Annotated in this window: 21 protein-coding genes; 8 read left to right on the forward strand and 13 right to left on the reverse strand. The window is 65.6% G+C overall.

Annotated elements, in window-relative coordinates; genetic code table 11:
• The first annotated feature begins 156 nt into the window (after positions 1 to 156).
• Positions 157 to 1,647, forward strand: coding sequence for an MFS transporter (locus tag XF30_RS24280; RefSeq protein ID WP_109144054.1), 1,491 nt, complete (start codon positions 157 to 159; stop codon positions 1,645 to 1,647).
• Between the two features lie 105 nt (positions 1,648 to 1,752).
• Here the strand turns inward: XF30_RS24280 and XF30_RS24285 are convergent, their stop codons facing one another.
• Complete coding sequence (locus tag XF30_RS24285; protein ID WP_109144055.1) at positions 1,753 to 2,439, reverse strand: RlmE family RNA methyltransferase; 687 nt, start codon at positions 2,437 to 2,439, stop codon at positions 1,753 to 1,755.
• A 2-nt stretch (positions 2,440 to 2,441) separates the two neighbouring features.
• Positions 2,442 to 3,515 carry a Ppx/GppA phosphatase family protein gene (locus XF30_RS24290; protein WP_109144056.1) on the reverse strand — a complete coding sequence of 358 codons (1,074 nt, stop codon included), beginning with the start codon at positions 3,513 to 3,515 and terminating at the stop codon, positions 2,442 to 2,444.
• Positions 3,516 to 3,725: 210 nt separating this feature from the next.
• Here XF30_RS24290 and XF30_RS24295 point away from each other — a divergent pair, with 210 nt between their 5' ends.
• Positions 3,726 to 6,098, forward strand: coding sequence for a xanthine dehydrogenase family protein molybdopterin-binding subunit (locus XF30_RS24295; RefSeq protein ID WP_109144057.1), 2,373 nt, complete (start codon positions 3,726 to 3,728; stop codon positions 6,096 to 6,098).
• Positions 6,099 to 6,278: 180 nt separating this feature from the next.
• On the opposite strand, the gene XF30_RS24300 is transcribed toward XF30_RS24295, so the two are convergent.
• The gene (locus XF30_RS24300) at positions 6,279 to 7,079 is read right to left on the reverse strand and encodes a hypothetical protein (protein ID WP_109144058.1); all 801 of its coding nucleotides are present in this window, start codon (positions 7,077 to 7,079) and stop codon (positions 6,279 to 6,281) included.
• A 104-nt stretch (positions 7,080 to 7,183) separates the two neighbouring features.
• Between XF30_RS24300 and XF30_RS24305 the strand changes: the two genes are divergently transcribed.
• The 3 genes from XF30_RS24305 to XF30_RS24315 are packed head-to-tail and all read left to right on the forward strand — an operon-like array spanning position 7,184 to position 10,572.
• On the forward strand, positions 7,184 to 7,675 hold the full coding sequence (locus XF30_RS24305; RefSeq protein ID WP_109144059.1) for a YaiI/YqxD family protein: 492 nt from the start codon (positions 7,184 to 7,186) through the stop codon (positions 7,673 to 7,675).
• Positions 7,676 to 7,677: 2 nt separating this feature from the next.
• A complete protein-coding gene (locus XF30_RS24310) occupies positions 7,678 to 9,489 on the forward strand; it encodes an ABC-F family ATP-binding cassette domain-containing protein (protein ID WP_109144060.1) in 1,812 nt (603 codons plus the stop codon).
• Positions 9,490 to 9,492: 3 nt separating this feature from the next.
• A complete protein-coding gene (locus XF30_RS24315; RefSeq protein WP_109144061.1) occupies positions 9,493 to 10,572 on the forward strand; it encodes a D-TA family PLP-dependent enzyme in 1,080 nt (359 codons plus the stop codon).
• 100 nt (positions 10,573 to 10,672) lie between these two features.
• On the opposite strand, the gene XF30_RS24320 is transcribed toward XF30_RS24315, so the two are convergent.
• The 8 genes from XF30_RS24320 to XF30_RS24355 form a co-directional block, all read right to left on the reverse strand.
• Complete coding sequence (locus XF30_RS24320) at positions 10,673 to 11,914, reverse strand: BaiN/RdsA family NAD(P)/FAD-dependent oxidoreductase (RefSeq protein ID WP_109144062.1); 1,242 nt, start codon at positions 11,912 to 11,914, stop codon at positions 10,673 to 10,675.
• Between the two features lie 152 nt (positions 11,915 to 12,066).
• Positions 12,067 to 12,984, reverse strand: a complete 918-nt coding sequence (locus XF30_RS24325) for an SDR family NAD(P)-dependent oxidoreductase (protein ID WP_036022527.1) — start codon at positions 12,982 to 12,984, stop codon at positions 12,067 to 12,069.
• Between the two features lie 276 nt (positions 12,985 to 13,260).
• On the reverse strand, positions 13,261 to 13,740 hold the full coding sequence (locus tag XF30_RS24330; protein WP_109144063.1) for a MaoC family dehydratase: 480 nt from the start codon (positions 13,738 to 13,740) through the stop codon (positions 13,261 to 13,263).
• On the reverse strand, positions 13,741 to 15,459 hold the full coding sequence (locus XF30_RS24335; RefSeq protein ID WP_109144064.1) for an AMP-binding protein: 1,719 nt from the start codon (positions 15,457 to 15,459) through the stop codon (positions 13,741 to 13,743). It abuts the gene before it with no gap.
• Positions 15,459 to 16,349, reverse strand: coding sequence for a 3-hydroxyisobutyrate dehydrogenase (mmsB, locus tag XF30_RS24340; protein ID WP_109144065.1), 891 nt, complete (start codon positions 16,347 to 16,349; stop codon positions 15,459 to 15,461). The genes XF30_RS24335 and mmsB overlap by 1 nt, the downstream gene beginning before the upstream one ends.
• Positions 16,350 to 16,374: 25 nt before the next feature.
• The gene (locus tag XF30_RS24345) at positions 16,375 to 17,439 is read right to left on the reverse strand and encodes an enoyl-CoA hydratase/isomerase family protein (protein ID WP_109144066.1); all 1,065 of its coding nucleotides are present in this window, start codon (positions 17,437 to 17,439) and stop codon (positions 16,375 to 16,377) included.
• Positions 17,436 to 18,581 carry an isobutyryl-CoA dehydrogenase gene (locus XF30_RS24350; protein WP_109144067.1) on the reverse strand — a complete coding sequence of 382 codons (1,146 nt, stop codon included), beginning with the start codon at positions 18,579 to 18,581 and terminating at the stop codon, positions 17,436 to 17,438. The genes XF30_RS24345 and XF30_RS24350 overlap by 4 nt, the downstream gene beginning before the upstream one ends.
• A 120-nt stretch (positions 18,582 to 18,701) precedes the next feature.
• Positions 18,702 to 20,198, reverse strand: a complete 1,497-nt coding sequence (locus XF30_RS24355) for a CoA-acylating methylmalonate-semialdehyde dehydrogenase (RefSeq protein WP_036001072.1) — start codon at positions 20,196 to 20,198, stop codon at positions 18,702 to 18,704.
• Between the two features lie 102 nt (positions 20,199 to 20,300).
• On the opposite strand from XF30_RS24355, the gene XF30_RS24360 reads away from it, so the two are divergent.
• A complete protein-coding gene (locus XF30_RS24360) occupies positions 20,301 to 21,209 on the forward strand; it encodes a LysR family transcriptional regulator (RefSeq protein WP_036001074.1) in 909 nt (302 codons plus the stop codon).
• 137 nt (positions 21,210 to 21,346) lie between these two features.
• On the opposite strand, the gene XF30_RS24365 is transcribed toward XF30_RS24360, so the two are convergent.
• Both XF30_RS24365 and XF30_RS24370 read right to left on the reverse strand, forming a co-directional pair.
• A complete protein-coding gene (locus tag XF30_RS24365; RefSeq protein ID WP_036022516.1) occupies positions 21,347 to 21,967 on the reverse strand; it encodes a TetR/AcrR family transcriptional regulator in 621 nt (206 codons plus the stop codon).
• A 64-nt stretch (positions 21,968 to 22,031) separates the two neighbouring features.
• Positions 22,032 to 22,565, reverse strand: coding sequence for a PaaI family thioesterase (locus XF30_RS24370; RefSeq protein ID WP_192893237.1), 534 nt, complete (start codon positions 22,563 to 22,565; stop codon positions 22,032 to 22,034).
• A gap of 155 nt (positions 22,566 to 22,720) precedes the next feature.
• Between XF30_RS24370 and XF30_RS24375 the strand changes: the two genes are divergently transcribed.
• Entirely contained in the window at positions 22,721 to 23,491 is a 771-nt protein-coding gene (locus XF30_RS24375; protein WP_109144069.1) for an enoyl-CoA hydratase, read from the forward strand.
• Between the two features lie 270 nt (positions 23,492 to 23,761).
• Positions 23,762 to 24,952, forward strand: a complete 1,191-nt coding sequence (locus XF30_RS24380) for an acetyl-CoA C-acyltransferase (RefSeq protein ID WP_109144070.1) — start codon at positions 23,762 to 23,764, stop codon at positions 24,950 to 24,952.
• The last annotated feature ends 101 nt before the right edge of the window (positions 24,953 to 25,053 follow it).

A 25,053-nucleotide genomic window follows, 5' to 3' on the forward strand; every position in this document is an offset into this window, starting at 1 on the left:
CCGCGTTCGCGCCAAGTGGGCGCGCCCCGGAATGACGAAAGACGGTCACACCGTTGTTACGCGGGATTTAGGTACCATGCATGGATCCGCAATGGTCGGCGGCGGACGGCGGTGATAAGCCGCAACTCCACTCCTCCTTCCGATTTCATTGCCCTCATGGTCGACAAGCAACGCGTCATTCCGCTGATCGTGGCCACGGCTCTCTTCATGGAGAACATGGATTCGACCGTGATCGCCACCTCGCTGCCGGCGATCGCGGCCGACATCGGCACCAGCCCGCTGACGCTGAAGCTCGCGATCACCTCCTATCTGCTGTCGCTCGCGGTGTTCATTCCGGCGAGCGGCTGGACCGCCGACCGGTTTGGCGCGCGGATGGTGTTCGCGATCGCCGTCGGCGTCTTCATGGTCGGCTCGGTCGGCTGCGCGCTCTCGACCTCGGTCACCGACTTCGTGTTCGCGCGCATCCTGCAAGGCATGGGCGGCGCCATGATGACGCCGGTCGGGCGCCTCGTGCTGCTGCGTTCGGTCGATAAGAGCGCGCTGGTCAACGCCATGGCTTGGGTGACGGTCCCTGCCCTGATCGGTCCCGTGATCGGCCCGCCGCTCGGCGGCTTCATCACGACCTATGCGTCCTGGCACTGGATCTTCCTGATCAACATCCCGATCGGGCTGCTCGGGATCTTCATGGCGCTGCGCTTCATCGATCCCATCAAGAGCGAGACGCAGGAGCCGTTCGATCTCTACGGCATGGTGCTCTCTGGGCTGGGGCTCGCAGGCATCGCCTTCGGCCTTTCCGTTGCCGGCCTCAACCTTCTGCCATGGAGCACCGTCGCCGCGTTGATCGTGGGCGGTGCGATCTCGATGACGCTCTACGTCATCCATGCGCGGCGGACCGGATCGCCGGTGCTGGACTTCTCGCTCCTGAAGCTGCCGACGCTGCGCGCCGCCGTGTTCGGCGGCTTCCTGTTCCGGCTCGGCATCGGCGCACTGCCGTTCCTGCTGCCGCTCCTGATGCAGATCGGCTTCGGCCTGTCCCCGTTCCATTCCGGCCTCGTCACCTTTGCCTCCTCGCTCGGGGCCATGGGCATGAAGACGCTGGCTGCGCGGATCATCCGCACGTTCGGCTTCCGCAATTTGATGACGGTGAACGCGATCATCAGCGCGTTCTTCCTCGGCGTCTGCGCGCTGTTTACGGTGACGACGCCGCTGCTCATCATCATGGTGATCCTGGTGGTCGGCGGCTTCTTTCGCTCGCTTGAGTTCACCGCGATCAACACGGTCGCCTATGCCGACGTCGAGACCGCGCAAATGAGCCGCGCCACCACCCTCGTCAGCGTCAACCAGCAGCTCGCGATCTCGGCCGGCGTCGCCGTCGGCGCGGCCTGTGTCGAGACCACGATGTGGTTCAGCCATGTCAGCGAGCTCAACGCCACGGTGTTCGCGCCCGCCTTCGTCGTAGTCGCGCTGACCTCGGCGGCCTCGAGCTGGTTCTTTTGGCAGATGCCTGCGGACGCCGGCCACGAGATTTCTGGACGCAAGGCGGTGGAGATCGCGAGCCGCAAGGGCGCCGGCAAGGGTGCGGAGAAGGCCGCGGTCAAGGCGGCATCCGAGGATACGCAGGACGTGCGGGATCAGCGGCTGGGGTAGTCTCCTCCCGTCATTGCGAGCGAAGCGAAGCAATCCAGAATCTCTCCGCAGAAGCACTCTGGATTGCTTCGTCGCAAGAGCTCCTCGCAATGACGGAGTGCGAGGCTACGCCGCTCCCCCGCCGCGAAATCCCGTCGCCAGCACATAGCGTTCGGACGAATCCTGACGGCTCGCCGCCGGCTTGACGTGACGCACCGTTGCAAAGTCGCGCTTGAGCTGGGCCAGCAGCTCGGCATCAGCGCCGCTCTGGAACGTTTTCGCCAGGAACGTGCCGCCGGGTTTGAGCACGTCGCAGGCAAAGGCCGCCGCGGTCTCGACGAGGCCGACGATGCGGAGCTGGTCGGTCTTGCGGTGGCCGGTGGTGTTGGCCGCCATGTCGGACATCACGACGTCGGCCTTGCCGCCCAGCATGGCGGTCAGCTTCTCGGGCGCGTCGTTGTCCATGAAGTCGAGCTGCGCGAAATCCACGCCCGGAATCTCGGGCATCTCGAGCAGATCGATGGCGATGACCTTGCCCTTGCCTTCCAATGATCCGACGCGCTTGGCGGCGATCTGGCTCCAGCCGCCGGGTGCAGCGCCGAGATCGACCACGGCCATGCCGGGCTTCAGAAGCCGGAACTTGTCGTCCATCTCCAAGAGCTTGAACGCGGCGCGCGAGCGATAGCCCGCCGCCTTGGCCTTGGCGACATAGGGATCGTTGAGCTGCCGCTCCAGCCACAGCTTCGACGACAATTTGCGCTTGCCGCCGGTCTTGACCTGGACGTGCAAGCGGCCGGTGGTGTCCTTGGCCATACTCACCAGCTCCTGAGCGCGCCGTCCTCGCGCATCATCTCGACCAGCATGCCCTCGCGCAAGCCGCGGTCGGCGACGCGCAGGCGCGGCAGCGGAAAGGCGCGGCGGATAGCGTCGAGGATGGCGCAGCCGGCCAGCACAAGATCGGCACGCTCGACGCTGATGCAGCTGTTGGCGGCACGCTCCTCGTAGCTCATGCCGAGCAGCTTGTTGATGGTCGCGGTGATGTCGGCATCGTTCATCCAGATGCTGTCGATGCGGCGGCGGTCGTAGCGCGCGAGGTTGAGATGGATGCCGGCCAGCGTCGTCACCGTGCCCGACGTGCCGAGCAGGTGCATGTCGGCGAGATCGCGGCCGTGCTCCTCGGCGAATGGCGCGACGTGGCTTGCGACCTCCTGCTCCATGGCGGCATAGATCTCTGGCGTGACGTCGCGTCCGCCGAACTGCTCAGCGAGCGTGACCACACCATAGGGAATCGACATCCAGGCCTTGATGCGCGGTTCCGGCTTTTCCGGGTCGCGCTCGATCCGCACCAGCTCGGTGGAGCCGCCGCCGATGTCGAACAGGATCGCGCCCCGTCCCCTGGGATCGACCAGCGGCGAGCAGCCCAGCACGGCGAGCGCGGCCTCGGTCTCGCGGTCGATCACCTCGAGCTCGATGCCGGTCTCGGCCGCAACGCGGCTGCGGAAACCTTCCGCGTTCGAAGCCGCGCGGCAGGCTTCGGTCGCGATCAGCCGCAGCCGCCGTGCCTTCCGCAGATTGATCTTGTCGCGGCAGATGCTGAGCGCGGCGATGGCGCGCTCGATCGCGGCGTCGCTGATGCACCCGGTCGCCGAGACGCCCTCCCCGAGCCGGATGATGCGCGAGAAGGAATCGACCACACGAAAGCCGTCCTGAGTCGGACAGGCGATCAGCAGCCTGCAATTGTTGGTGCCGAGGTCCAGCGCCGCATAGACGCCGGTTCCCGGCGCCTGCGCGCCGACGGCAGGATTGGTGGCCAACGCCACCGCCGCCATCGACCCCTCCAGCTCGCTATGCGGCGCATGGCCGTCGCGGAGCCGCGTGTGGTCATTCATACAAACTGTCTTTCCGCGGCCGGTCGGGCCGGTCTGGAATTGATTATTCGCCTGAAACATTAGCAGCGCGGCAGGCCTGCGCAACAACGCATCACATGGGACCATGTCCAATCGTGCGTTGTCGTGAACGGGGGTGGTGGGTTATTTGAGGGAGTCCGGTGCTCCGCTGCCGCGAAAATGCGCAAATGCCGGCTTTTCAGGTCAATTCCCATGCAAGAACACACCAAATCGTCGACGCTCGAGAACGCTATTGCACTGCAAAAGTATGGCGTCGGGCAACCGGTCCGCCGCAAGGAGGATGACACGCTGGTGCGCGGCAAGGGCCGCTACACCGACGATTTCAACCTGCCGAACCAGGCCTATGCCGTAGTCGTCCGCTCGACCCATGCCCATGGATTCATCCGCAGCATCGGCCTCGATGCCGCCAAGGCGATGCCGGGCGTGCTGGGGGCGTGGTCCGGGAAGGATCTTGATGCCGCCGGCTATGGCCCCTTCACCTGCGGCCTGCCGCTGAAGAGCCGCGACGGCTCGCCCCTGCTCCAGACCAACCGCCAGCCCCTGGCGACCGACAAGGTCCGCTTCGTCGGCGATCCCGTCGCCTTCGTGGTGGCCGAGACGCTGGCTCAGGCGCGCGACGCGGCCGAGGCGGTCGACCTCGACATCGAGCCGCTGCCGGCGGTGACGGACCCCGAGCAAGCCGCCAAGCCCGGCGCGCCGCAGCTCTATGACCACATTCCTGGTAACGTCGCGCTCGACTACCACTATGGCGACATGGACAAGGTGAACGCCGCCTTCGCCAGCGCCGCTCATGTGACCAAGCTCGACATCGAGAACACCCGCGTTGCCGTGGTCTCGATGGAGCCGCGCGTGGGGCTTGCCTCCTACGACAAGAAGACCGAGCGCTACACGCTTCAGGTGCCGACGCAGGGCGTTGCCGGCAACCGCGCCAATCTCGCGAAGAACCTGAAGGTGCCGAACGAGAAGGTGCGCATCCTCACCGCCAATGTCGGCGGCTCCTTCGGCATGAAGAACATCAACTATCCCGAGTACATGTGCATTCTGTATGCGGCGAAGGCACTGGGACGCCCGGTGAAGTGGCTGGACGAGCGCTCGACCAGCTTCCTCTCCGACAGCCACGGCCGCGCCCAGAAGATCCACGCCGAGCTCGCGCTCGATACCGAGGGGCACTTCCTCGCGGCAAAACTGTCCGGCTACGGCAATCTCGGCGCCTACATCACCGGCGTCGCGCCGGGGCCGCTTTCGCTCAACACCGGCAAGAACTTCTCCAGCGTCTATCGCACGCCGCTGATGGCGGTCGACATCAAGGTGGTGCTGACCAACACCACGCTGATGGGGGCCTATCGCGGCGCCGGCCGGCCCGAGGCGAACTATTACATGGAGCGGCTGATCGACCGCGCCGCCGACGAGATGGGCATCAATCGGCTGACCTTGCGTAAGCGCAACTTCATCAAGCCGAACCAGATCCCGTTCGCGGCGTCGTCCGGCGTCACCTATGACAGCGGCGACTTCCAGGCCGTGTTCAACAAGGCGCTCGAGATCTCCGACCACGAGAACTTCGCCAAGCGCAAGAAGGAGAGCAAGAAGGCGGGCAAGCTGCGCGGCATTGCGGTCGGCTCCTATCTCGAGGTCACGGCGCCGCCGAGCCCCGAGCTCGGCAAGATCGTGTTCGATCCTGACGGCACCGTGCAGCTCATCACCGGCACGCTCGATTACGGCCAGGGCCATGCCACGCCGTTCGCGCAGGTGCTGTGCGAGCAGCTCGGCGTCCCCTTCGAGAGCGTGAAGCTCGTGCAGGGCGACAGCGACATCGTCCACACCGGCAACGGCACCGGCGGCTCGCGCTCGATCACCGCGACCGGCCAGGCCATCGTGGGCGCCGCAAAGCTCGTCATCGAGAAGGGCAAGCGCGCGGCCGCGCATATGCTGGAAGCATCCGAAGCCGATATCGAGTTTGCCGACGGCAGCTTTACGATCGCCGGCACCGATCGCAGCATCGACATCATGGAGCTCGCAAAGAAGCTGCACGACGGCAAGGTGCCGGAGGGCGTGCCTGACAGCCTCGATGTCGACCACACCAGCGAACCGGTCGCCTCGGCCTTCCCGAACGGCTGCCACGTCGCCGAGGTCGAGATCGACCCGGACACCGGTGTGGTGCAGATCGTGCGCTACAGCGCGGTCAACGATTTCGGCACGGTGATCAATCCGTTGCTGGTTGCGGGCCAGCTCCATGGCGGTGTGGTCCAGGGCATCGGCCAGGCGCTGATGGAGCACATCCGCTACGACGACAATGGCCAGCCGATCACAGGCTCACTGATGGACTACGCCCTGCCCCGCGCGGAGGACGTCCCCAACATGACGGTCGGCGATCACCCGGTGCCCGCCACCACCAACCCGCTCGGCAGCAAGGGCTGCGGCGAAGCCGGCTGCGCCGGCAGCCTGTCGACGGTGGTGAACGCGGTGATCGATGCGCTCTCCGACTACGGCATCAAGCATATCGACATGCCGCTGACCCCGGAGCGGGTGTGGCGCGCGATCCAGGAGGCGAAGGCCAAGGCGGCGTAAGGGGCTCTTTCGCAGACGGTCATTCGCCGCGTCCACACGCACAGCTGTCATCGCCCGACTTGATCGGGCGATCCAGTACTCCGAGGCAGTCGTGATTCATGGATGGGCCGCGGCGTACTGGATGCCCCGGTCAAGCCGGGGCATGACACCGTCTTTGGAGTGACGGGCTCGGCCTTCCGCCTACGCCGCCGCCTGCTCGCGCGGCTGGTAGATCGCGGTGTGCTGGCAATGCGCGAGCGGTGTCGTGCCGTTGGCGACGACCAGCGCGTCGAGCTCGACGAAGCGGTGGCCCTTCTTCTCGTAGTTCGCAGTGACTTTTGCGCGCGCGGTGATCTCGTCGCCGGCGTGCGCCGCGGACAGCAGCTGCATGCGGCTGCCGACGTGGATCCAGGGGCCCAGGATGGTGTTGTCCACCAGCACGCGGTTCATGACGCGCTGGATCAGGCCGGGATGGCCTAACCCTTCGCGCGCGAAGATCGGATCGGCCTCCCTGACGTCAGTGAGATAGTCGGCCGCATCCTGGCCGGCCCAGCGGCGCGGCGTCGTGCCGAGCCATTTGCCCATCTCGAATGTCGCAGGACTGACAGGCTTGCGCTCGGCGACGGCGGGGACTTCGACATAGTCGCTCAACGACACCGCCGGCACCGCCGCCGGCAGCGACGCCGTTCCCGTGGCGCAGAGCTCGGTGCGGCTGAACACCTCGATGGTCAGCAGGCGGTTATGCTCGGTGGCATCGACATCGGCGGTCTCGCCGTCATAAACAGGCTTGATGAAGCGGGCCTCGACCAGCCCACGTGAGAGGAAATCGCGGCCCCAGCGCGCGATCGGCACGTGCATCATGTAGGCGAAGACGTCGACGCCGGGGACCAGCCCGCCGGAAAAGCCGAAGCGGCGCGCCACATTGTCATCGTGCATCTTGTTTTCGGACTGTTTGGCGGTGTTGTAGGCCTCGACGCGGTAGGTTTCGAGCCGGTTCGGCATGGTTGGCGTTCCCATTTCTTGTTGTTCGCGGCCGATGGTAGGCGCCGGGGAACAGCGGTCAATCCCCCTCGCCTTTGCGGCCTGAATGGGGTACCACGCGGCGAATGACCGATACCCCGACCCGCATCTATGTCGACGCCGACGCCTGTCCGGTGAAGGACGAGATCTACCGCGTCGCGCTCCGGCACGGCGTGCCCGTGAGCGTCGTCGCCGGCAACTTCATCCGCGTGCCGCAGGACCCGCTGATCGAGCGCATCGCTGCGGGTAGCGGCATGGATGCGGCCGACGACTGGATCGCCGAGCGCGCCAGGCCCGGCGACGTGGTCGTGACCTCGGACATCCCGCTGGCGAGCCGCTGTGTGAAGGCGGGCGCCGACGTGATCGCCCCGAACGGCAAGCCTTTCACGGAGGAATCGATCGGCATGACGCTGGCGGTGCGCAATCTGATGACCGATCTGCGCTCGGCCGGCGAAGTCACCGGCGGCCCACGCTCGTTCTTGCCACGAGACCGCTCCACCTTCCTCTCGGCGCTCGACCAAACGCTGCGCCGGATCCAGCGCCGCCGCGCAGATCAGGCCGCAACGAGCCAAGGCTGACCATGGCGCCGCCGTTGATCCAACTGAAAGACATCCGGCTGACCTTCGGCGGCACGCCGCTGCTCTCAGGCGTCGAGCTCAACGTTGCGCCATCCGAACGGGTCTGCCTGATCGGCCGCAACGGCTCCGGCAAGTCGACGCTGCTGAAGATCGCAGCCGGCCTGGTCGAGCCGGATTCCGGCACGCGCTTCGTGCAGCCGGGCGCAACGGTGCGCTACCTGCCGCAGGAGCCGGATTTTGGCGCGCACAAGACCACGCTCGCTTATGTCGAATCCGGGCTCGCGCCCGGCGACGACCAGCACCAGGCGCGCTATCTCCTGGAGCAGCTCGGCCTCACCGGCGAGGAGAACCCGCACGACCTCTCCGGCGGCGAGGCGCGCCGCGCCGCGCTGGCGTTCGTGTTGGCGCCCTCGCCCGACATTCTGCTGCTGGACGAGCCGACCAACCATCTCGATCTCGCCACCATCGAATGGCTGGAGCAGGAGCTCGACTCCAGGCGCAGCGCGCTCGTCATCATCAGCCACGACCGCCGCTTCCTCACCAACCTCTCGCGCTCAACCGCCTGGCTCGACCGCGGCAGGATCAAGCAGATCGACCGCGGCTTCGCCTCGTTCGAGAGCTGGCGCGACGAGGTGCTGGCCGAGGAGGAGCGCGACCAGCACAAGCTCGACCGCAAGATCGTCGACGAGGAGCACTGGCTGCGCCACGGCGTCTCCGGCCGGCGCAAGCGCAACGTCAAACGCCTTGCCAATCTGCACGCATTGCGCGCCCAGCGCCGCAATTACCGCGGCACCGCCGGCAACGCCAACCTCGCAGCCAGCGAGGCCGAGCAGTCCGGCAAGCTGGTGATCGAGGCCAAGGGCATCACCAAATCGTATGGCGAGCGCAAGATCGTCGAGAACTTTTCGACCCGCATCCAGCGCGGCGACCGCCTCGGCATCATCGGGCCGAACGGCGCCGGCAAGACCACGCTGGTCAATCTGCTCACCGGCGGCATGCAGCCCGATTCCGGCACGATACGTCTCGGTGCCAACCTGGAGATGGCTACTCTCGACCAGCACCGCGAAAGCCTCGATCCCAAATCGACGCTGGCCGAAGCGCTCACCGGCGGCCGCGGCGATCAAATCATGGTCGGCGGCAAGCCGAAGCACGTCGTCGGCTACATGAAGGATTTTCTGTTCGCGCAGGAGCAGCGCGGCACGCCGCTGGAGGCGCTCTCCGGTGGGGAGCGCGGCAGGCTGATGCTGGCGCGCGCGCTGGCAAAGCCGTCGAATCTCCTGGTGCTCGACGAGCCGACCAACGATCTCGACCTCGAAACGCTCGACGTGCTCGAGGAGATGCTCGGCGACTACGAAGGCACCGTGATCCTGATCAGCCACGACCGCGACTTCCTCGACCGCGTCGTCACCTCCGTGATCGCGCCCGAGGGTAACGGCAAGTGGATCGAATATGCCGGCGGCTACAGCGACATGCTGAGCCAACGTGGCGCCGATTTGAAGCGCGAGGCGCCGAAGGCGCCACCGCTTGCGGAGAAGAAGGACGAGCGCGCCGCGGTCCCCTCGTCCGCGCCCAAGCGCAAGCTCAGCTTCAACGAGAAGCACGCGCTGGAAACGCTGCCGAAGAAGATGGAAACGTTGCACGCCGATATTGCAAAATTGCAGCGCGTGCTCGACGATCCCAGTCTCTATGCGAAAGATCGCAAAAAATTCGACGATACGTCGGCCGCCATCGCCAAGGCCCACGAAGAGCTGTCGGCCGCCGAAGAGCGCTGGCTCGAACTTGAAATGCTCCGTGAAGAGATTGAACAGGCATAACTCATGACAACAACTCTCGCAGCCAAGATCGCCCGCGAATACGGCACGCCCTGTGCCGTCATCGACATGGATAGGGTCGAACGGAACATCGCGCGGATCCAGAAGGCCTGCGACGACGCCGGGATCGCCAATCGTCCCCACATCAAGACGCACAAGAACCCGACCATTGCCAAGATGCAGGTCGCGGCCGGCGCCAAGGGCATCACCTGCCAGAAGCTGGGCGAAGCCGAGATCATGGCCAATGCCGGCATCGACGACATCCTGATCAGCTACAATCTGCTGGGCGACGAGAAGATGGCCCGCCTCGGCGCGTTGCAGGCGAAGGCCAACATGACGGTCGCGGCCGACAATTCGACCGTCGTCGCCGGCCTGCCGAAAGCCGCTGCCGCGTCAGGCCGCCCGCTCGCGGTCGTGGTCGAATGCGACACGGGGCGCAAGCGCGCCGGCGTCGAGACGCCGGCCGAGGCGATTGCCCTGGCACGCGAGATTGCGGCGTCTGAGGGACTCGAGTTCGCCGGCTTCATGCTGTATCCGACCGAGACCGGCTGGGCTGAGGCGCAGAAGTTTTACGACGAGGCGCTGGCCGGCGTGCGCGCGCACGGGCTGGACGCCAAGATCGTCTCGACCGGCGGCACGCCGAACCTCGTCAATATCGGCAAGCTCAAAGGCGGCACCGAGCACCGCTTCGGCACCTACATCTACAACGATCGCATGCAGGTCGCCGCGGGCTCGGCGACCTGGGATGATTGCGCGCTGCACATCTATTCGACGGTGGTGAGCCGCGCCGCGCCCGAGCGCGGCATTCTGGACGCTGGCTCGAAGACGCTGACGACAGACACCGGCGGGCTCGACGGCCACGGTCTGATCCTGGAGCACCCCGAAGCGAAAATCGCGAAATTCGCCGAGGAGCACGGCTTCCTCGACCTCTCCCGCAGCAACACGCGCCCGAATGTCGGCGACGTCGTCCGCATCGTTCCGAACCATGTCTGCGTCGTCGTCAACATGATGGACGAGGTGGTGATGGTGCGCGGCGAGGACATCATCGGCACGCTGCCGGTCGCGGCGCGGGGGAAGCTGCGGTAGGGGCACATTGCCGTAGGGTGGGCAAAGCGAAGCGTGCCCACGACTTTCTCGCCGTGCCTGCGAAAGATGGTGGGCACGGCGCTTCGCGCCTTTGCCCACCCTACGATTTCTGCAATTGAGCGACCCACTCCAGCACGCCCCTGCCGGCCGCAGCCCCGGTCGCGAACGACGCCTGCAACAAATACCCGCCGGTCGGCGCCTCCCAATCCAGCATCTCGCCGGCGACGAACACACCTTGCAGCTTGCGGAGCATGAAGTGCTCGTCGAGCTCGTCGAACAAAATTCCGCCTGCCGTCGAGATCGCACGATCGATCGGCGCCACTCCGGTGAGCTGAACTGGAATGGCATTGATCAGCTGAGCAAGCTCCGCCGGCGAGAACGCGGCCAGCGGCCGGCCGGAGGCGATGGCGGATTCCTGCATCAGGCCGATGCCGACCGGCGACAGCTGCGCCGCCTTGCGCAGGAAGTTCGCCAGCGATTGCTTGCCGCGCACACCCGACAGCCGCGTGGTCAGTGCAGCGGCGTCGAGGTCGGGCCGCAACGCGATCATCAGCGTCGCCTGCCCGAGATTCAGCACGGCCTCGCGCAGCTCGGCCGACAGCGCGTAGATCGCGCCGCCTTCGATACCGCTGCGGGTGATCATCGCCTCTCCGCGCACCGTTTGCGCGCCAATCGTCAGCGCCACGCCTTTGAGCGGCTGGCCTTCGAAACGGTCGCGGAGCACTTTGGACCAGGCGACCGTGAAGCCGGAATTGGCCGGCCGCAGTTTCGAGACAGCAATGCCCTTTGCGGCGAGGATGTCGACCCAGCTGCCGTCCGAGCCCAGCCGCGGCCAGCTTGCGCCGCCAAGGGCGAGCAGCGTTGCGTTCGCTTCGACAGCGGTGACGCCATTCGGCGCCTGAAAGATCAGCCGGCCCTCGCCGTCCCAGCCGGTCCAGCGATGGCGAAACGCAAAGCGGACGCCGGCGGCATCGAGCCGCCGCAGCCATGCGCGCAGCAAGGGCGAGGCCTTGAACGCCCTGGGAAACACGCGTCCGCTGCTGCCGACAAAGGTCGGCTCGCCCAGCGCCTCGCTCCAGGCACGCAGCGCATCGGGCGAAAATGCCTCGACCGCCGCCTGCAGCTTCGGTGCGGCCTCGCGGTAGCGCGCCATGAATTGCGGCAGCGGTTCGCTGTGAGTGAGGTTGAGTCCGCCGCGGCCGGCCATCAGGAATTTGCGTCCCGCCGACGGCATCGCGTCGTAGACAGTGACGCGGGCGCCGCCTGACGCCAGCACCTCCGCCGCCATCAGCCCGGCGGGACCGGCGCCGATCACGGCGATATGGGGGGCGGTAATGGTCATGGCGTGAGTTTAGGCCGAGCCGCGTGCCAAACCAAAGGTCGTCATGCTCGGGCTTGTCCCGGGCATCCACGAGAGCGATGTTCGCGGATACGAAGACGTGGATGGCCGGGTCAAGCCCGGCCATGACGACTGAGACTGAGATTATGCCGCGCTTAAAGCTTGATCCCCGCCCGCGCAGCAGCCTGGGCAACGTATTTCTGCGTCTGCTCGAACGCGCCCTGCAGCGCCCTCGCCTTCGACATGTCACTGATTTCGGCGAAATGCGCGGCGATCGCATCCGGCGTCCACTCGCTCTCCGGCAGGTTGATGCCTTCGCTCTCCAAAATCTTGATCACCGCAAACGAGCCGGCACCGGCGCCCATGATGGTGCGGGTCGGCGCATCCTCGCTCAGCATGTACTCGACCGCGGGGGTGATCGCGTTCGCCTTCATCAGCTGCAGCGCCTGCGGCGGCAGCAGCTCTTCCGTCATGCGGGTCGCAGCCGTCGGCGAGATGATGTTGACGCGAATGTCGTTCTTGCGGCCCTCCTCGGCGAGCACGTTCATCAAGCCGACCATGCCGGATTTCGCGGCGCCGTAATTGGCCTGGCCGAAATTGCCGTAGAGGCCCGAGGACGACGTCGTCAGCACGATGCGGCCGTAATTGCGGTCACGCATGCCGGCCCAGGCTGCCTTGCAGCAATAGAAGGTGCCGACGAGATGCACGTCGAGTACCTTCTGGAAATCGGCCACCTCCATCTTGCCGAACGACTTGTCGCGCAGGATGCCGGCATTGGCGCACAAGAGATCGACGCTGCCCCACTCCTTGGTAGCGCGCTCGACCATGGCGGTGACCTGCTCGAAATTGGAGACGTCGGCGCCGTCGGCCATCGCGATGCCGCCGGCCTTGCGGATCTCCTCGACCACGGCCTCGGCCGGCGACAGCGAGCCTCCGGTGCCGTCGCGCGCGCCACCGAAATCGTTGACCACGACCTTGGCGCCGCGGCTCGCCAGCCCCAGCGCATGCGCGCGTCCGAGACCATTGCCCGCGCCGGTGACGATGGCGACGCGTCCGTCGAACCTGATTGGCATGAGTAAAGTCCTTGTTCTTCCTTCTCCCCTTGTGGGAGAAGGTGGCATAGGCGGCCTACGGCCGCCGTACCTAAAATGGACGCCGACGCGTAGCGTCGGCTGCGGCGCCGGATGAGGGGTTTGCTTCTACAAGCGAGTCCGCGGAGAGAAACCCCTCACCCGGCTTCGCTTCGCGAAGCCACCCTCTCCCACAAGGGGAGAGGGTGACACCGCGCTTTGGGTGGCTTTTTGAGCAGCGATGGGTTGCCGGGTCAAGCCCGGCAACGACGCCTCAGATCAAGCGAAATAGATCAACCCAAGCCAGTCCGCGACCAGCGCCGGCTTGTCCTCGCCCTCGATCTCCACCGTGACGTTGGTGCGGGACTGCAATTCGTTCGGCTTGCGGAGCTTGGCTTCCGCCAGCACGAAGCGGCCACGGACGCGCTTGCCCGAGCGCACCGGCGAGATGAAGCGCAGCCTGTCGAAGCCGTAATTCACGCCCATCGTGGTGCCCGCAATCACGGGCATCACCTCGTAGGACATGATCGACAGCAGCGACATCGTGAGAAAACCGTGCGCAATGGTGGTGCCGAACGCGGTTTCCTTCTTCGCGCGTTCCGGATCGATGTGGATGAACTGGTGATCCTCGATCACGTCGGCATAGCTGTCGATGCGGGGCTGATCGATCAGGTGCCACGACGATACGCCGATCTCCTTGCCGATCATGGCCTGATAGGCCTCGAGCGTAACAGGCGGCTTCTTCCAGACTTCGTTCACTTAGGTCTCACTCCGTGTCTTCGCCAGCTCCGGAAAATCCTCCTCACGGAATTCCCGGCCGCGCAAGGGATCGCTGCGATCGTCGTCGCGTTCGAGCCGTCGTAGCTGGACGCGGCGGATCTTTCCAGAGATCGTCTTCGGCAGCTCGGTGACGATTTCGAGGCGGCGGATGCGCTTGAACGGGGCCAGACGCGCGTGCAGGTGCTTGAAGATCGATAGCGCGGTTTCCGGCGAGCGTTCTGCACCCGCGGTCAGCAGCACGAACGCCTTGGGGATCGCGAGCCGGATTGGATCCGGGCTCGGCACCACCGCAGCTTCCGCGACCAGCTCGTGCTCGAGCAGGACGCTCTCCAGTTCGAACGGGCTGATGCGATAATCGGAGGATTTGAAGACGTCGTCAGAGCGGCCGACGAAGGTCAAGTAGCCGTCCTCATCCGCGAATACGACGTCGCCACTGCGATAGAGCGCGCCTGCGGCGCCGGACAATTTGCCGTCGTCGCCCTGATAGCCCTGCATCAGGCCGGCGGGGCGGTCGGCGCCGAGCACCAGCGTCACCTCGCCCTCCTTTGCGGGATGGCCGTCGGCATCGCTGATCTGCACGCGATAGCCCGGCAACGGACGGCCCATCGAGCCGATCTTGATCGGCTGGCCCGGCGAATTGCCGGCGAGCGCCGTGGTCTCGGTCTGGCCGTAGCCGTCGCGAATGGTGAGGCCCCAGGCTGCCTGCACCTGATCAATCACCTCGGGATTGAGCGGCTCGCCGGCGCCGCAGACCTCGCGAAGCGCCACCTTGAACGAGGCGAGGTTCTCCTGGATGAACAGCCGCCACACCGTCGGCGGCGCGCACAGCGTGGTGACGCCGCAGCGGCCGATGGTGGCAAGCAGCGACTTGGCATCAAAGCGCGGCTGGTTGACCACGAACACGGTCGCGCCCGCATTCCACGGCGCGAAGAAGCAGCTCCAGGCATGCTTGGCCCAGCCGGGCGAGGAGATGTTGAGATGGACGTCGCCGGGCTTCAGCCCGATCCAGTACATCGTCGAGAGATGGCCGACGGGATAGCTGCGCTGACTGTGTCGCACCAATTTTGGTTTTGCTGTCGTACCCGAGGTGAAATACAGCAGCATCGGATCGTCGGCATTGGTCGGACCATCAGGCGCGAAGCTTTCGGAAGCTTTTGCTGCTTCGTCATATGCCAGCCAACCGTCGGAGCCCGCGCCGACGACGATGCGAACGACATTCTCGGCGCCTAGGCTCGTGAATTTCGCGACCTGGTCCTGCGCGGCGACCACTGCCCTTGCCTTGCCGCGATCGAGCCGGTCGCGCAGCTCGTCGGCGGTCAGCAGCGTCGTGGCGGGAATGACGACCACGCCGAGCTTCATCGCGGCAAGCATCGTCTCCCACAGCGGAACCACGTTGCCGAGCAGCAGCAGGAGATGGTCGCCGCGCCGGAGGCCCTGCGCGCGGAGGAAGTTGGCGACCTGGTTGGAGCGGCGCGACAGCGCCGCAAAGGACAGCTTCGTCTGCTTGTCCTGGGCGGCATCAACGATCCAGAGCGCGGGCCGATCCTTGCTGTCCGCATTGGCCGCGAGCTCGGCGTCGAACCAGTCGAGCGCCCAGTTGAAAGGAACCGGATCAGGCCAGCGGAAACCTTTGACCGCAGCCTCGTATTCCGTGCGGTGTTGCAGAAGGAACGCGCGTGCTTCCTGGAATGTGGTCATCAAGCTTTCCCGGCTAAACTCCTAACGTGCTTGATAATTCCGGAAAAATCCACCCCGCCCTGGCCGGCTGCGTCGAAAGACTGATAGATCTCCTGCGCATGCTTGCCGAGCGGCGTCGCCGCGCCGGCAGCCTTGGCGGCATCCTGCGCCAGGGTGAGGTCCTTCACCATCAGCGCGGAGGCAAAGCCCGGCTTGTAATCGTTGTTGGCCGGCGAGGTCGGCACCGGGCCCGGCACCGGGCAATAGGTCGTCAGCGACCAGCACTGGCCGGACGAGGTCGAGGCCACATCGAACAGCGCCTGATGCGAGAGCCCGAGCTTTTCAGCCAAGGCAAAGGCCTCGCTCACCGCGATCATGGAAATGCCGAGGATCATGTTGTTGCAGATTTTTGCGGCCTGCCCGGCGCCGGCACCGCCGCAATGCACGATCTTCTTGCCCATGTTCTCGAGCACGGGCTTTGCCGCGGCAAATGCCTTCTCCTCGCCGCCGCACATGAAGGTGAGCGTCGCACCCTTGGCACCGCCCGTGCCGCCGGAGACCGGCGCATCGACCGAGAGCACGCCGTGCTTGGCGGCGAGCGCATGCGCGGCTCGCGCGCTTTCGACGTCGATGGTGGAGCTGTCGATGATGAGCGCACCCTTGGTCATGGCGGGCACGACCTCGTTCCAGACGCCGAGCACATGCTTGCCTGCGGGCAGCATGGTGACGACGACATCGGCGCCCTTCACCGCGGCCGGGGCGCTGTCGGCGATGCTGGCGCCATCGGTCTTGGCCTGATTGCGCGAGGCTTCGACAAGATCGAACGCCACCACCTTGTGGCCGGCCTTGACGAGGTTGGCCGCCATCGGGCCGCCCATGTTGCCGAGACCGATGAATGCGATCGCCGCCATTGTCGTTTCCTCCGCTACAGCGTTGTTAATTGAACTTCAATTCGTCCGCGCCGATCTCGGCGAAATAGGGCGCAAGCACCTCCGGCGTCACATCCTCGATCCGCGGCGGCGACCAGGTCGGGTTGCGGTCCTTGTCGATCACGGCGGCGCGCACGCCCTCGCGAAAATCATCGCTCCGAAACACCTCCAGCGCGGCGCGGTATTCGCGAACCAGGCACTCTTCCAGGCTCGATCCGCGCGCAAGGCGCAGTAGCTTCAGCGTGACCACCATGCCGCGCGGCGATTTTTCGTTCAGCGTCTTCAGCGTGGCCAGCGCGAACTCGGAACCATCGCGCTTCAGCGCAGCGACAATGTCCTCCATGCGGTCGAAGCCGAACAACGCATCGATGACCGGCTCCCTGGCGGCGACCGGCCCCGCAGTCTCGCCGGAGGCGAAGCCGTCGATGAGCTTGCTGACATCGGCTGCGGTCGCACCGGACCGCAGCTTGGTCAGCGCCTCGCGCAGCTCCGGCAATCTCACGGCCGGCACCACCCAATCGGCAAACTTCGCGTGGATCGCGTCCGGCCCGTTCATGGTCTGGCCGGTCAGCCCGAAATAGGTGCCGATCTCGCCCGGCGAATGCGACAGCAGATAGGTGCCGCCGACATCGGGGAAGAAGCCGAGGCCGACTTCGGGCATCGCGAGCTTGGTCCGATCGGTGACGATACGGTGGCTGGCATGGGCGGACAGACCGACACCGCCGCCCATCACGATGCCGTCCATGAAGGCGACATAGGGTTTTGGAAATTTCTTGATCCGGGCATTGAGGATGTACTCCTCGCGCCACAGGATCTTGCCGAGGTCGCCATTGACCTTGGAACTTTCCCAGAGCGTGCGGATGTCGCCACCGGCGCAGAGGCCGCGCTCGCCGGCGCCTTCCAGCAGGATCACGGCAACGGCAGGATCAGCCTCGAAGCGATCGAGCGCCTTGTCGATGTCGCGAAACATCTCAAGCGTCACGGCGTTGATCGCCTTGGGACGATTGAGCCTGATGATGCCGGCCGCGCCTTCGACGCGCGCGACCAGATCGCCCTCTTCCACCCCACTCATCGCGCGCCCTCGATCAGCTTGCGCGCCACGATGAGCCGCATGATTTCATTGGTGCCTTCGAGGATCTGGTGCACGCGTAAGTCGCGCACGATCTTCTCGATGCCGTATTCGCTGAGGTAGCCGTAGCCGCCGTGGAGTTGCAGCGCATGGTTGGCAACCTCGAACCCGACATCGGTGCCGAAGCGTTTCGCCATGGCGCAGAGCATGGTGGCGTCGGGGTCTTTGCGATCGAGCGCCGCGGCGGCGCGCCACAGGAAGGTGCGCGCGGCCTCCAACTCGATCGCCATGTCGGCGAGACGGAATTGCAGCGCCTGGAATTCGTCGAGCCGCTTCCCGAACGCCTTGCGCTCCTTCATGTAGGCGCGCGCCTTGTCGAGTGCTGCTTGCGCGCCGCCGAGCGAGCACGCTGTAATGTTGAGACGGCCGCCGTCGAGGCCGGCCATCGCGATCTTGAAGCCTGTGCCCTCCTCGCTCAGGCGATTGGCCACAGGCACGCGGGCGTTCTCGAATATCACCGCGCGGGTCGGCTGCGCGTTCCAGCCCATCTTGCGTTCATTGGCGCCGAAGGAGACACCCGGCGCCTTGCCGTCGATCACGAGCGTCGAGATGCCGCCGGGACCGTCGCCACCGGTACGTACCATCGCGACCAGAATATCCGTTCCGCCAGCGCCGGAGATGAATTGCTTCTGGCCGTTTAGGACGTAGTGGTCGCCGTCGCGCACGGCGCGCGTGCGCAGCGCCGCGGCGTCCGAGCCGGCACCCGGCTCGGTCAGGCAGTAGCTTGCGATCAGCTCCATGGTGCAGAGCTTCGGCAGCCATTGGTGGCGCTGGGTGTCGCTACCGAAGGCATCGATCATCCAGCTCGCCATGTTGTGGATGGAGATGAAGGCCGAGGTGGTCGGGCAGCCCGTCGCCAGCGCCTCGAAGATCAGCGCTGCGTCGAACCGCGTCATGGCGGAGCCGCCAACATCGTCGCGGATATAGATGCCGCCCATGCCGAGCTTGGCGGCTTCGCGCATCACCTCGACTGGAAAATACTTCTCCTCGTCCCAACGCAGCGCGTGCGGCGCGATCTTCTCGGCCGCAAACGCCAATGCCATGTCGCGAACCGCGATCTGATCCTCATTCAGAGCGAACTGCATGCCGGGCTGCTCTTTCTTTCGTCATTGCGAGCGAAGCGAAGCAATCCAGACCGTCTCCGCGGAAAGATACTGGATTGCTTCGTCGCTACGCTCCTCGCAATGACAGGCTGGGCTACAGCCTTACTTCATCAGCGGGATCGAGAACTCCGCGCCTTCCTTGACGCCGGACGGCCAGCGCGAAGTCACCGTCTTGGTCTTGGTGTAGAAGCGGATCGAATCCGGTCCGTGCTGGTTGAGATCGCCGAAGCCCGATTTCTTCCAGCCGCCGAAGGTGTAATAAGCGATCGGCACCGGGATCGGCACGTTGATGCCGACCATGCCGACGTTGACCCTGGCCGCGAAGTCGCGCGCGGCATCGCCGTCGCGGGTGAAGATGGCAACGCCGTTGCCGTAATCGTGGTCGGACGGCAGCGCCAGCGCCTCCTTGTAGTCGTGCGCGCGCACCACCGAGAGCACCGGGCCAAAGATCTCTTCCTTGTAGATCCGCATGTCCTTGGTGACGTTGTCGAACAGCGAGCCGCCGAGATAGAAGCCGTTCTCGTAGCCCTGCATCTTGAAGCCGCGGCCGTCGACGGCGAGCGTCGCGCCTTCCTTGACGCCGATGTCGATGTAGCTCTTGACCTTCTCGACCGCCTCGCGGGTCACGAGCGGACCGTAGTCGGCCGACGGATCGATCGAGGTGCCGATCTTGAGCGACTCGACGCGCGGGATCAGCTTTTCCATCAGGCGGTCGGCGGTGGACTTGCCGACGGGGACCGCGACGGAAACGGCCATGCAGCGCTCCCCGGCCGAGCCGTAGCCGGCGCCGATCAGCGCGTCCACGGCCTGGTCCATGTCGGCGTCGGGCATGACGATGGCGTGGTTCTTGGCGCCGCCGAAGCACTGGCAGCGCTTGCCGGTCTGCGCGGCGCGCTCGTAGATGTATTGCGCGATCGGCGTCGAGCCGACGAAGCCGATGGCCTTGATGTCGGGATCGTCGAGGATGGCGTCGACCGCCTCCTTGTCGCCGTTGACGACGTTGAGGATGCCGGCGGGCAGGCCCGCTTCCATCATGAGTTCAGCGAGCAGCATCGGCACGCCGGGGTCGCGCTCCGAGGGCTTGAGGATGAAAGCGTTGCCGCAGGCGATCGCCGGCGCAAACTTCCACATCGGGATCATCGCCGGGAAATTGAACGGCGTGATGCCTGCGACGACGCCGAGCGGCTGGCGCATCGAATAGATGTCGATGCCGGGGCCAGCGCCTTCGGTGTATTCGCCCTTCATCAGATGCGGAATGCCGCAAGCGAACTCCGCGACTTCTAGGCCGCGCTGGATGTCGCCCTTGGCATCGGGGACGGTCTTGCCGTGCTCGCGCGCGAGCAGCTCGGCGAGCTTGTCGTAATCGCGCTGGACCAGCTCCACAAATTTCATCATGACGCGGGCGCGGCGCTGCGGATTGGTCGCGGCCCATTCGGGCTGTGCCGCGCGCGCGTTCTCGACAGCGGCGCGGACTTCGGCCTTGGACGCCAGCGCCACCTTGGCCTGAACGTCACCGGTCATCGGCTCGAAAACGTCGGCGGTGCGGCCAGAGGTGCCCTTGACCTCCTTGCCACCGATGAAATGTCCGATTGAACGCATGGAATGGTCTCCTTCAGGCCGAGCGTGGTCGCTTTGACAAATCCTATTGACCTGCATTTTATAGGATTCAAGTCTGAGATAATGCACCATAGATGTGCGAAAATGCTGGATCAAGGCGCTATCGATTGGGACGACTTTCGCTTCGTGCTGGCCATCGTGCGGGGCGGCTCGGTGTCGGCTGCGGCAAAACAGCTGGGGGTCGACCATGCCACCGTGATCCGCCGCGTCGACCGGCTGGAGAAGCACCTCTCGGCCAAGCTGTTCGACCGGCGCAAGACCGGCTACCTCCTCACCGAGGCCGGCCAGCGCGTCGCCGACAGCGCCGAAGCCATGGAATCGACCATTGTTGCCAATCAGGAGCAGGTCGGCGGCTCCGTGGCGCGGCTGACCGGGACGGTGCGGATCGGCGCGCCTGATGGGTTCGGCACCGCCTTCCTGGCGCCGCGGCTGACGCCGTTCGCGGACCGCTATCCCGATCTCGACTTGCAACTTGTAGCAACCGCGCGGCTGTTCAGCCTCTCCAAGCGCGAGGCCGACATCGCCATCAGCCTGACCATGCCGAAGGAAGGTCGCATCGTCGGGCGCAAGCTGCTCGACTACCGCCTCGGGCTCTACGCGGCCCCCGCCTATCTCGACCGCTTCCCGAAAATCGCCTCGCGGCAGGATCTGACGCAGCACCGCTTCGTCGGCTACATCGAGGAACTCTTGTTCACGCCTGAGCTCGACTATCTGCCGCAGGTGTCGCCGCGGATCTCGGCGCGCTTCCGCAGCGCCAATCTGATCGCGCAGCTCAACGCCACCCTCTCCGGCTTCGGCATCGCGGTGCTGCCGCATTTCATGGCGAGCGACTATCCGCAGCTTGTCGCCGTGCTGCCCGAAGAGATCTCGATCACGCGGACGTTCTGGATGCTGATGCACGCCGACAGTAAGGACCTGGCGCGGATCAGGGCCGTGGCGGATTACATCAGCGAGATCGTGGAGCGCGAGCGGGCGTTGTTTGCAGGGCGTTAGCACCGCTCTCGTAGCGTGGGTTAGCCGAAGGCGTAACCCACCTCTTCCGTCTCCGCGGACGAACACAGTGGTGGGTTACGCCAAGCGAATGCGCTTCGCGCAATCGCATGGCTAACCCACCCTACACGGCATCTCGCCTAGTTCTGTTTCGCCTTCTTCGCGGCCGCCACTTTCGACTCACGCTTCGCTCCCTCGAGCGCGTGGTCCCGGCCGGCCTTCAGCATCTCGTCGGACAATTCGCTCGAGCCGGCGATGCGCGCCAGCAGCATGGTTCCGGCCATCGTCGCGAGCGTCGCGATCGCCTGCTTGCGTGCCGCCTTGCGCGGCATGTTCGAGATGGTGTCGGTCAGGGCCTCGATCATCTCATCCAGCTTGCCGGCAAAGGCCTTGCGTGTCTTCGGACTCTCGCGGGCGATCTCGGCTCCCAGCGCGGGAATCGAGCAGCCGTGACCGGGATTGTCGCGATGCAGCGTGGACAAATAGCTTTCCGCGATCAGCGCCAGCCGCTTTTCCGGAGCGACCTCGCCGGTGAGCTTGCGCCAGTGTTCCATCGAACGGTCCATCGCGTAGGCAAAAGCCTCGATCACCAGCGCCTCGCGGGAATCGAAATGCGCGTAAAAGCCGCCGTGGGTCAGGCCCGCCTCCTTCATGAGGTCGGCGACGCCGATACCGTGGGCACCCTTCTCCCGCAGCCGCACCGAGGCCTTCTTCACGATGCGATCGTGGGTTTCCTGCTTGTGTTCCCGGGAATAGCGCATGCGGATCTCATTGAATGTCGGAGATCATCTCATAACACGCAAATGCCGCGATGGGTGCATTAATTCATGTCAAGTTGCTTCCGATCATGGAGAACGTTGCAGTTGCGTGCACCGCGAGGGCCCCCTTCCCGTCGCGAACGAAACCCTCGGTATAGCTGGTCTGCCGCCCCAGCTTGATGATCTTGCCCTCGGCCGAGATCAGCCCCGAGCGAACCGACAGGGGGCGGAGAAACGTCAGCTTCAGATCGAGGGTCACCGAGCTTTGTCCGGCCTCGAGCCGGGTCGAGATGGCACATCCCATCGCGGTATCGAGCAGCGCCGCGGCGGTCGCGCCGTGGAGAAGACCGATGGTGTTTTCGAGATCCTCGCGCGGCTGCAGTTCCATGACGATACGGCCCGGCTCGACCACGGCCATGGTGAAACCTATCAGCTTGGCGAAGGGCGGCGGCGGCAGGCGGCCGTCACGGATGCCCAGCATGGCATCCATGCCCGACAGGCCCATCGCCGCCCGCGCCACCGGCGCAGGCACCTGCCAGTCCACTACGCGTTCCCGCCTCTGCGCGGGCGAAAACAGGTCGGGTTGATCGTCACCGGTCATGGCAGCCTCTTTAGATGATATTCGTCATACTATGCCACGGACTTCACGCTGGCAACCCGCCCTCCCCGCCGCTTGACAAGACGTACGTTTCGGCCCGGAAGTGATCCCGACCGGCGCGCCCCGCGCATGTCCACGAAACCTTTCGAGATCCCACGATGGAAATGCTCAACAATCATTGCGGCGTGACGCGCGATGCGCGCGGCGTCGTTCATGTCGCGATCTGCAACGCCGGCCCGCTCAACATCCTCGGCTCGCCCGTGACCGACGCCGTGCGCGAAGGCCTGCAGCAGCTCGCATCCGACCGCAGCATCCGCGTCGTGGTGCTGCGCGGACAGAGCGAGAAGAGCCTGATCGGCGGAGCCGACATCAAGGAGATGGCCGGGCTCGACCAGACATCCGCCGAGGCCTTCATCAGCCGCCTGCGCGATCTCTGCGAGGCGGTGCGCGCCTTCCCTGCCCCGATCATCGCACGCATGCCGGGCTGGTGCCTCGGCGGCGGGCTCGAAGTGGCGGCGGCCTGCGACTTCCGCGTCGCCGCGCATGATGCCCATTTCGGCATGCCCGAGGTGCGTGTCGGCATCCCCTCCGTGATCCATGCCGCGCTGTTGCCGCGCCTGATCGGTTGGGCCCGCGCGCGCTGGCTGGTGATGACGGCGGAGAACATCGATGCAGCCACGGCGCTGGCATGGGGCCTGGTCGACAAGGTCGCTGCGCCCGGCGAGCTCGATGCCGAGGTCGAGCATCTAGTGAAGGCCTTGCTCGAATGCGGCCCCGAGGCGCTGCGCTCGCAAAAGGCGCTGCTGCGGCAATGGGAGGAACTGCCGCTGACCGAGTCGGTGAATTTGAGCGTGAAAGTGTTCGGCGAGTCATTCCTGACGGACGAGCCGACGCGGCTGATGGGCGCGTTTGTGAACCGGAAGCGGTAGGATGCAGGTTGCCGTGCCCCGGACGCAGCGCAGCGCCCGCTTGGCGGTGCGCTGCTGAGCCGGGGCCCATGCACCGATGAGGTCGGCGCGATCTGGGTCCCGGCTCTGCGTCGCAACGTTGCACGTCGCGCCGCGTCCGGGACACGGACGAGGGAGTGACCAAATCTCATCCGACCCACGACATTTTCTCATCCCAACCGCGGTTGCATTTTTTGCGCCGCATCATATGATGTTCATCATCTTACACGTCATCGCCAGGGAGTTCTCGTCATGGCCGAAGCCGCCGATCCCGTCGTCATCGTCTCCGCCGCACGCACCCCGCTCGGCCGCTTCATGGGCGAGTTGTCGCCGCTCCCGGCCCACAAGCTCGGCTCACACGTAATCGGTGCGGTGCTCGAACGCGCCAAGCTCGCGCCCGAGAAGGTCGACGAGGTCTTCATGGGCTGCGTGCTGCCGGCAGGCCAAGGCCAGGCGCCGGCGCGCCAGGCCGCACGCAGCGCCGGTCTGCCTGATGCGACCGGTGCCACCACCGTCAACAAGGTCTGCGGTTCCGGCATGAAGGCGACCATGCTGGCGCACGACATCATCCGCGCCGGCTCGGCCGACATCGTCGTCTCCGGCGGCATGGAGAGCATGAGCAACGCGCCCTACCTGCTCGCCAAGGCGCGCGGCGGCTATCGCGTCGGCCACGACCGCATCATCGACCACATGATGATGGACGGCCTGGAGGACGCCTACGAGACCGGCCGTTCCATGGGCGATTTCGGCGAAGCCACGGCGGAAGCCTATCAATTCACCCGCAAGGATCAGGACGCCTATGCGATGGAGACGCTGAGCCGCGCCCGCAAGGCCGTCGAGGGCGGCGCGTTCAAGGCCGAGATTGCGCCGATCACGCTGACCGAAAAGGCCGGACCGCGCGTGATCGCCAATGACGAGCATCCGCTCAAGGTCGACCCCGCCAAGATCCCCGGATTGAAGCCGGCGTTCCGCGCCAACGGTACCATCACGCCGGCCGCCTCCTCCGCCAATGCCGACGGCGCCGCCGCGCTGGTGCTGACGAAGCGCGCGCTTGCCGACCGGGGCGGCCTGCCTGTTCTCGCCGAGATCAAGGGCCACGCCACCCATAGCCAGGAGCCACAATGGTTCACCACGGCGCCGATCCCGGCGATCCGCAAGCTGCTGGACAAGGTCGGCTGGAGCGCGGGCGACGTCGACCTGTTCGAGATCAACGAGGCCTTTGCCGTGGTGGCGATGGCGGCGCAGCGCGACCTCGGCATTCCCCGCGAGAAGCTCAACGTCAATGGCGGCGCCTGCGCGCTGGGCCACCCCATCGGCGCCACCGGCGCGCGGCTGATCGTGACGCTGCTGCATGCGCTGGAGGCCAACAACCTCAAGCGCGGCATCGCCGCGCTCTGCATCGGCGGCGGTGAAGCCACGGCCATCGCGGTGGAACGCCGCTGACGCGGACGTCCGGAAACGAGGGAACTCTGTCATTTGCGACAGATACATCCCGTGTCATTCTCTAGACTGACGCAGGTCTGTCTCGGCCTGCCCATCAATGT

The sequence above is a fragment of the Bradyrhizobium sp. SUTN9-2 genome (assembly GCF_003122645.1).
Taxonomy (GTDB): Bacteria; Pseudomonadota; Alphaproteobacteria; order Rhizobiales; family Xanthobacteraceae; genus Bradyrhizobium; species Bradyrhizobium yuanmingense.

Excerpts from the sequence above, each read along its gene's own strand:
- XF30_RS24280 (WP_109144054.1), top strand. The coding sequence starts at position 157 with ATGGTCGACAAGCAACGCGTCATTCCGCTGATCGTGGCCACGGCTCTC.
- XF30_RS24285 (WP_109144055.1), bottom strand. The coding sequence starts at position 2,439 with ATGGCCAAGGACACCACCGGCCGCTTGCACGTCCAGGTCAAGACCGGC.
- XF30_RS24290 (WP_109144056.1), bottom strand. The coding sequence starts at position 3,515 with ATGAATGACCACACGCGGCTCCGCGACGGCCATGCGCCGCATAGCGAG.
- XF30_RS24295 (WP_109144057.1), top strand. The coding sequence starts at position 3,726 with ATGCAAGAACACACCAAATCGTCGACGCTCGAGAACGCTATTGCACTG.
- XF30_RS24300 (WP_109144058.1), bottom strand. The coding sequence starts at position 7,079 with ATGCCGAACCGGCTCGAAACCTACCGCGTCGAGGCCTACAACACCGCC.
- XF30_RS24305 (WP_109144059.1), top strand. The coding sequence starts at position 7,184 with ATGACCGATACCCCGACCCGCATCTATGTCGACGCCGACGCCTGTCCG.
- XF30_RS24310 (WP_109144060.1), top strand. The coding sequence starts at position 7,678 with ATGGCGCCGCCGTTGATCCAACTGAAAGACATCCGGCTGACCTTCGGC.
- XF30_RS24315 (WP_109144061.1), top strand. The coding sequence starts at position 9,493 with ATGACAACAACTCTCGCAGCCAAGATCGCCCGCGAATACGGCACGCCC.
- XF30_RS24320 (WP_109144062.1), bottom strand. The coding sequence starts at position 11,914 with ATGACCATTACCGCCCCCCATATCGCCGTGATCGGCGCCGGTCCCGCC.
- XF30_RS24325 (WP_036022527.1), bottom strand. The coding sequence starts at position 12,984 with ATGCCAATCAGGTTCGACGGACGCGTCGCCATCGTCACCGGCGCGGGC.
- XF30_RS24335 (WP_109144064.1), bottom strand. The coding sequence starts at position 15,459 with ATGACCACATTCCAGGAAGCACGCGCGTTCCTTCTGCAACACCGCACG.
- mmsB (WP_109144065.1), bottom strand. The coding sequence starts at position 16,349 with ATGGCGGCGATCGCATTCATCGGTCTCGGCAACATGGGCGGCCCGATG.
- XF30_RS24345 (WP_109144066.1), bottom strand. The coding sequence starts at position 17,439 with ATGAGTGGGGTGGAAGAGGGCGATCTGGTCGCGCGCGTCGAAGGCGCG.
- XF30_RS24350 (WP_109144067.1), bottom strand. The coding sequence starts at position 18,581 with ATGCAGTTCGCTCTGAATGAGGATCAGATCGCGGTTCGCGACATGGCA.
- XF30_RS24355 (WP_036001072.1), bottom strand. The coding sequence starts at position 20,198 with ATGCGTTCAATCGGACATTTCATCGGTGGCAAGGAGGTCAAGGGCACC.
- XF30_RS24360 (WP_036001074.1), top strand. The coding sequence starts at position 20,301 with ATGCTGGATCAAGGCGCTATCGATTGGGACGACTTTCGCTTCGTGCTG.
- XF30_RS24365 (WP_036022516.1), bottom strand. The coding sequence starts at position 21,967 with ATGCGCTATTCCCGGGAACACAAGCAGGAAACCCACGATCGCATCGTG.
- XF30_RS24370 (WP_192893237.1), bottom strand. The coding sequence starts at position 22,565 with ATGACCGGTGACGATCAACCCGACCTGTTTTCGCCCGCGCAGAGGCGG.
- XF30_RS24375 (WP_109144069.1), top strand. The coding sequence starts at position 22,721 with ATGGAAATGCTCAACAATCATTGCGGCGTGACGCGCGATGCGCGCGGC.
- XF30_RS24380 (WP_109144070.1), top strand. The coding sequence starts at position 23,762 with ATGGCCGAAGCCGCCGATCCCGTCGTCATCGTCTCCGCCGCACGCACC.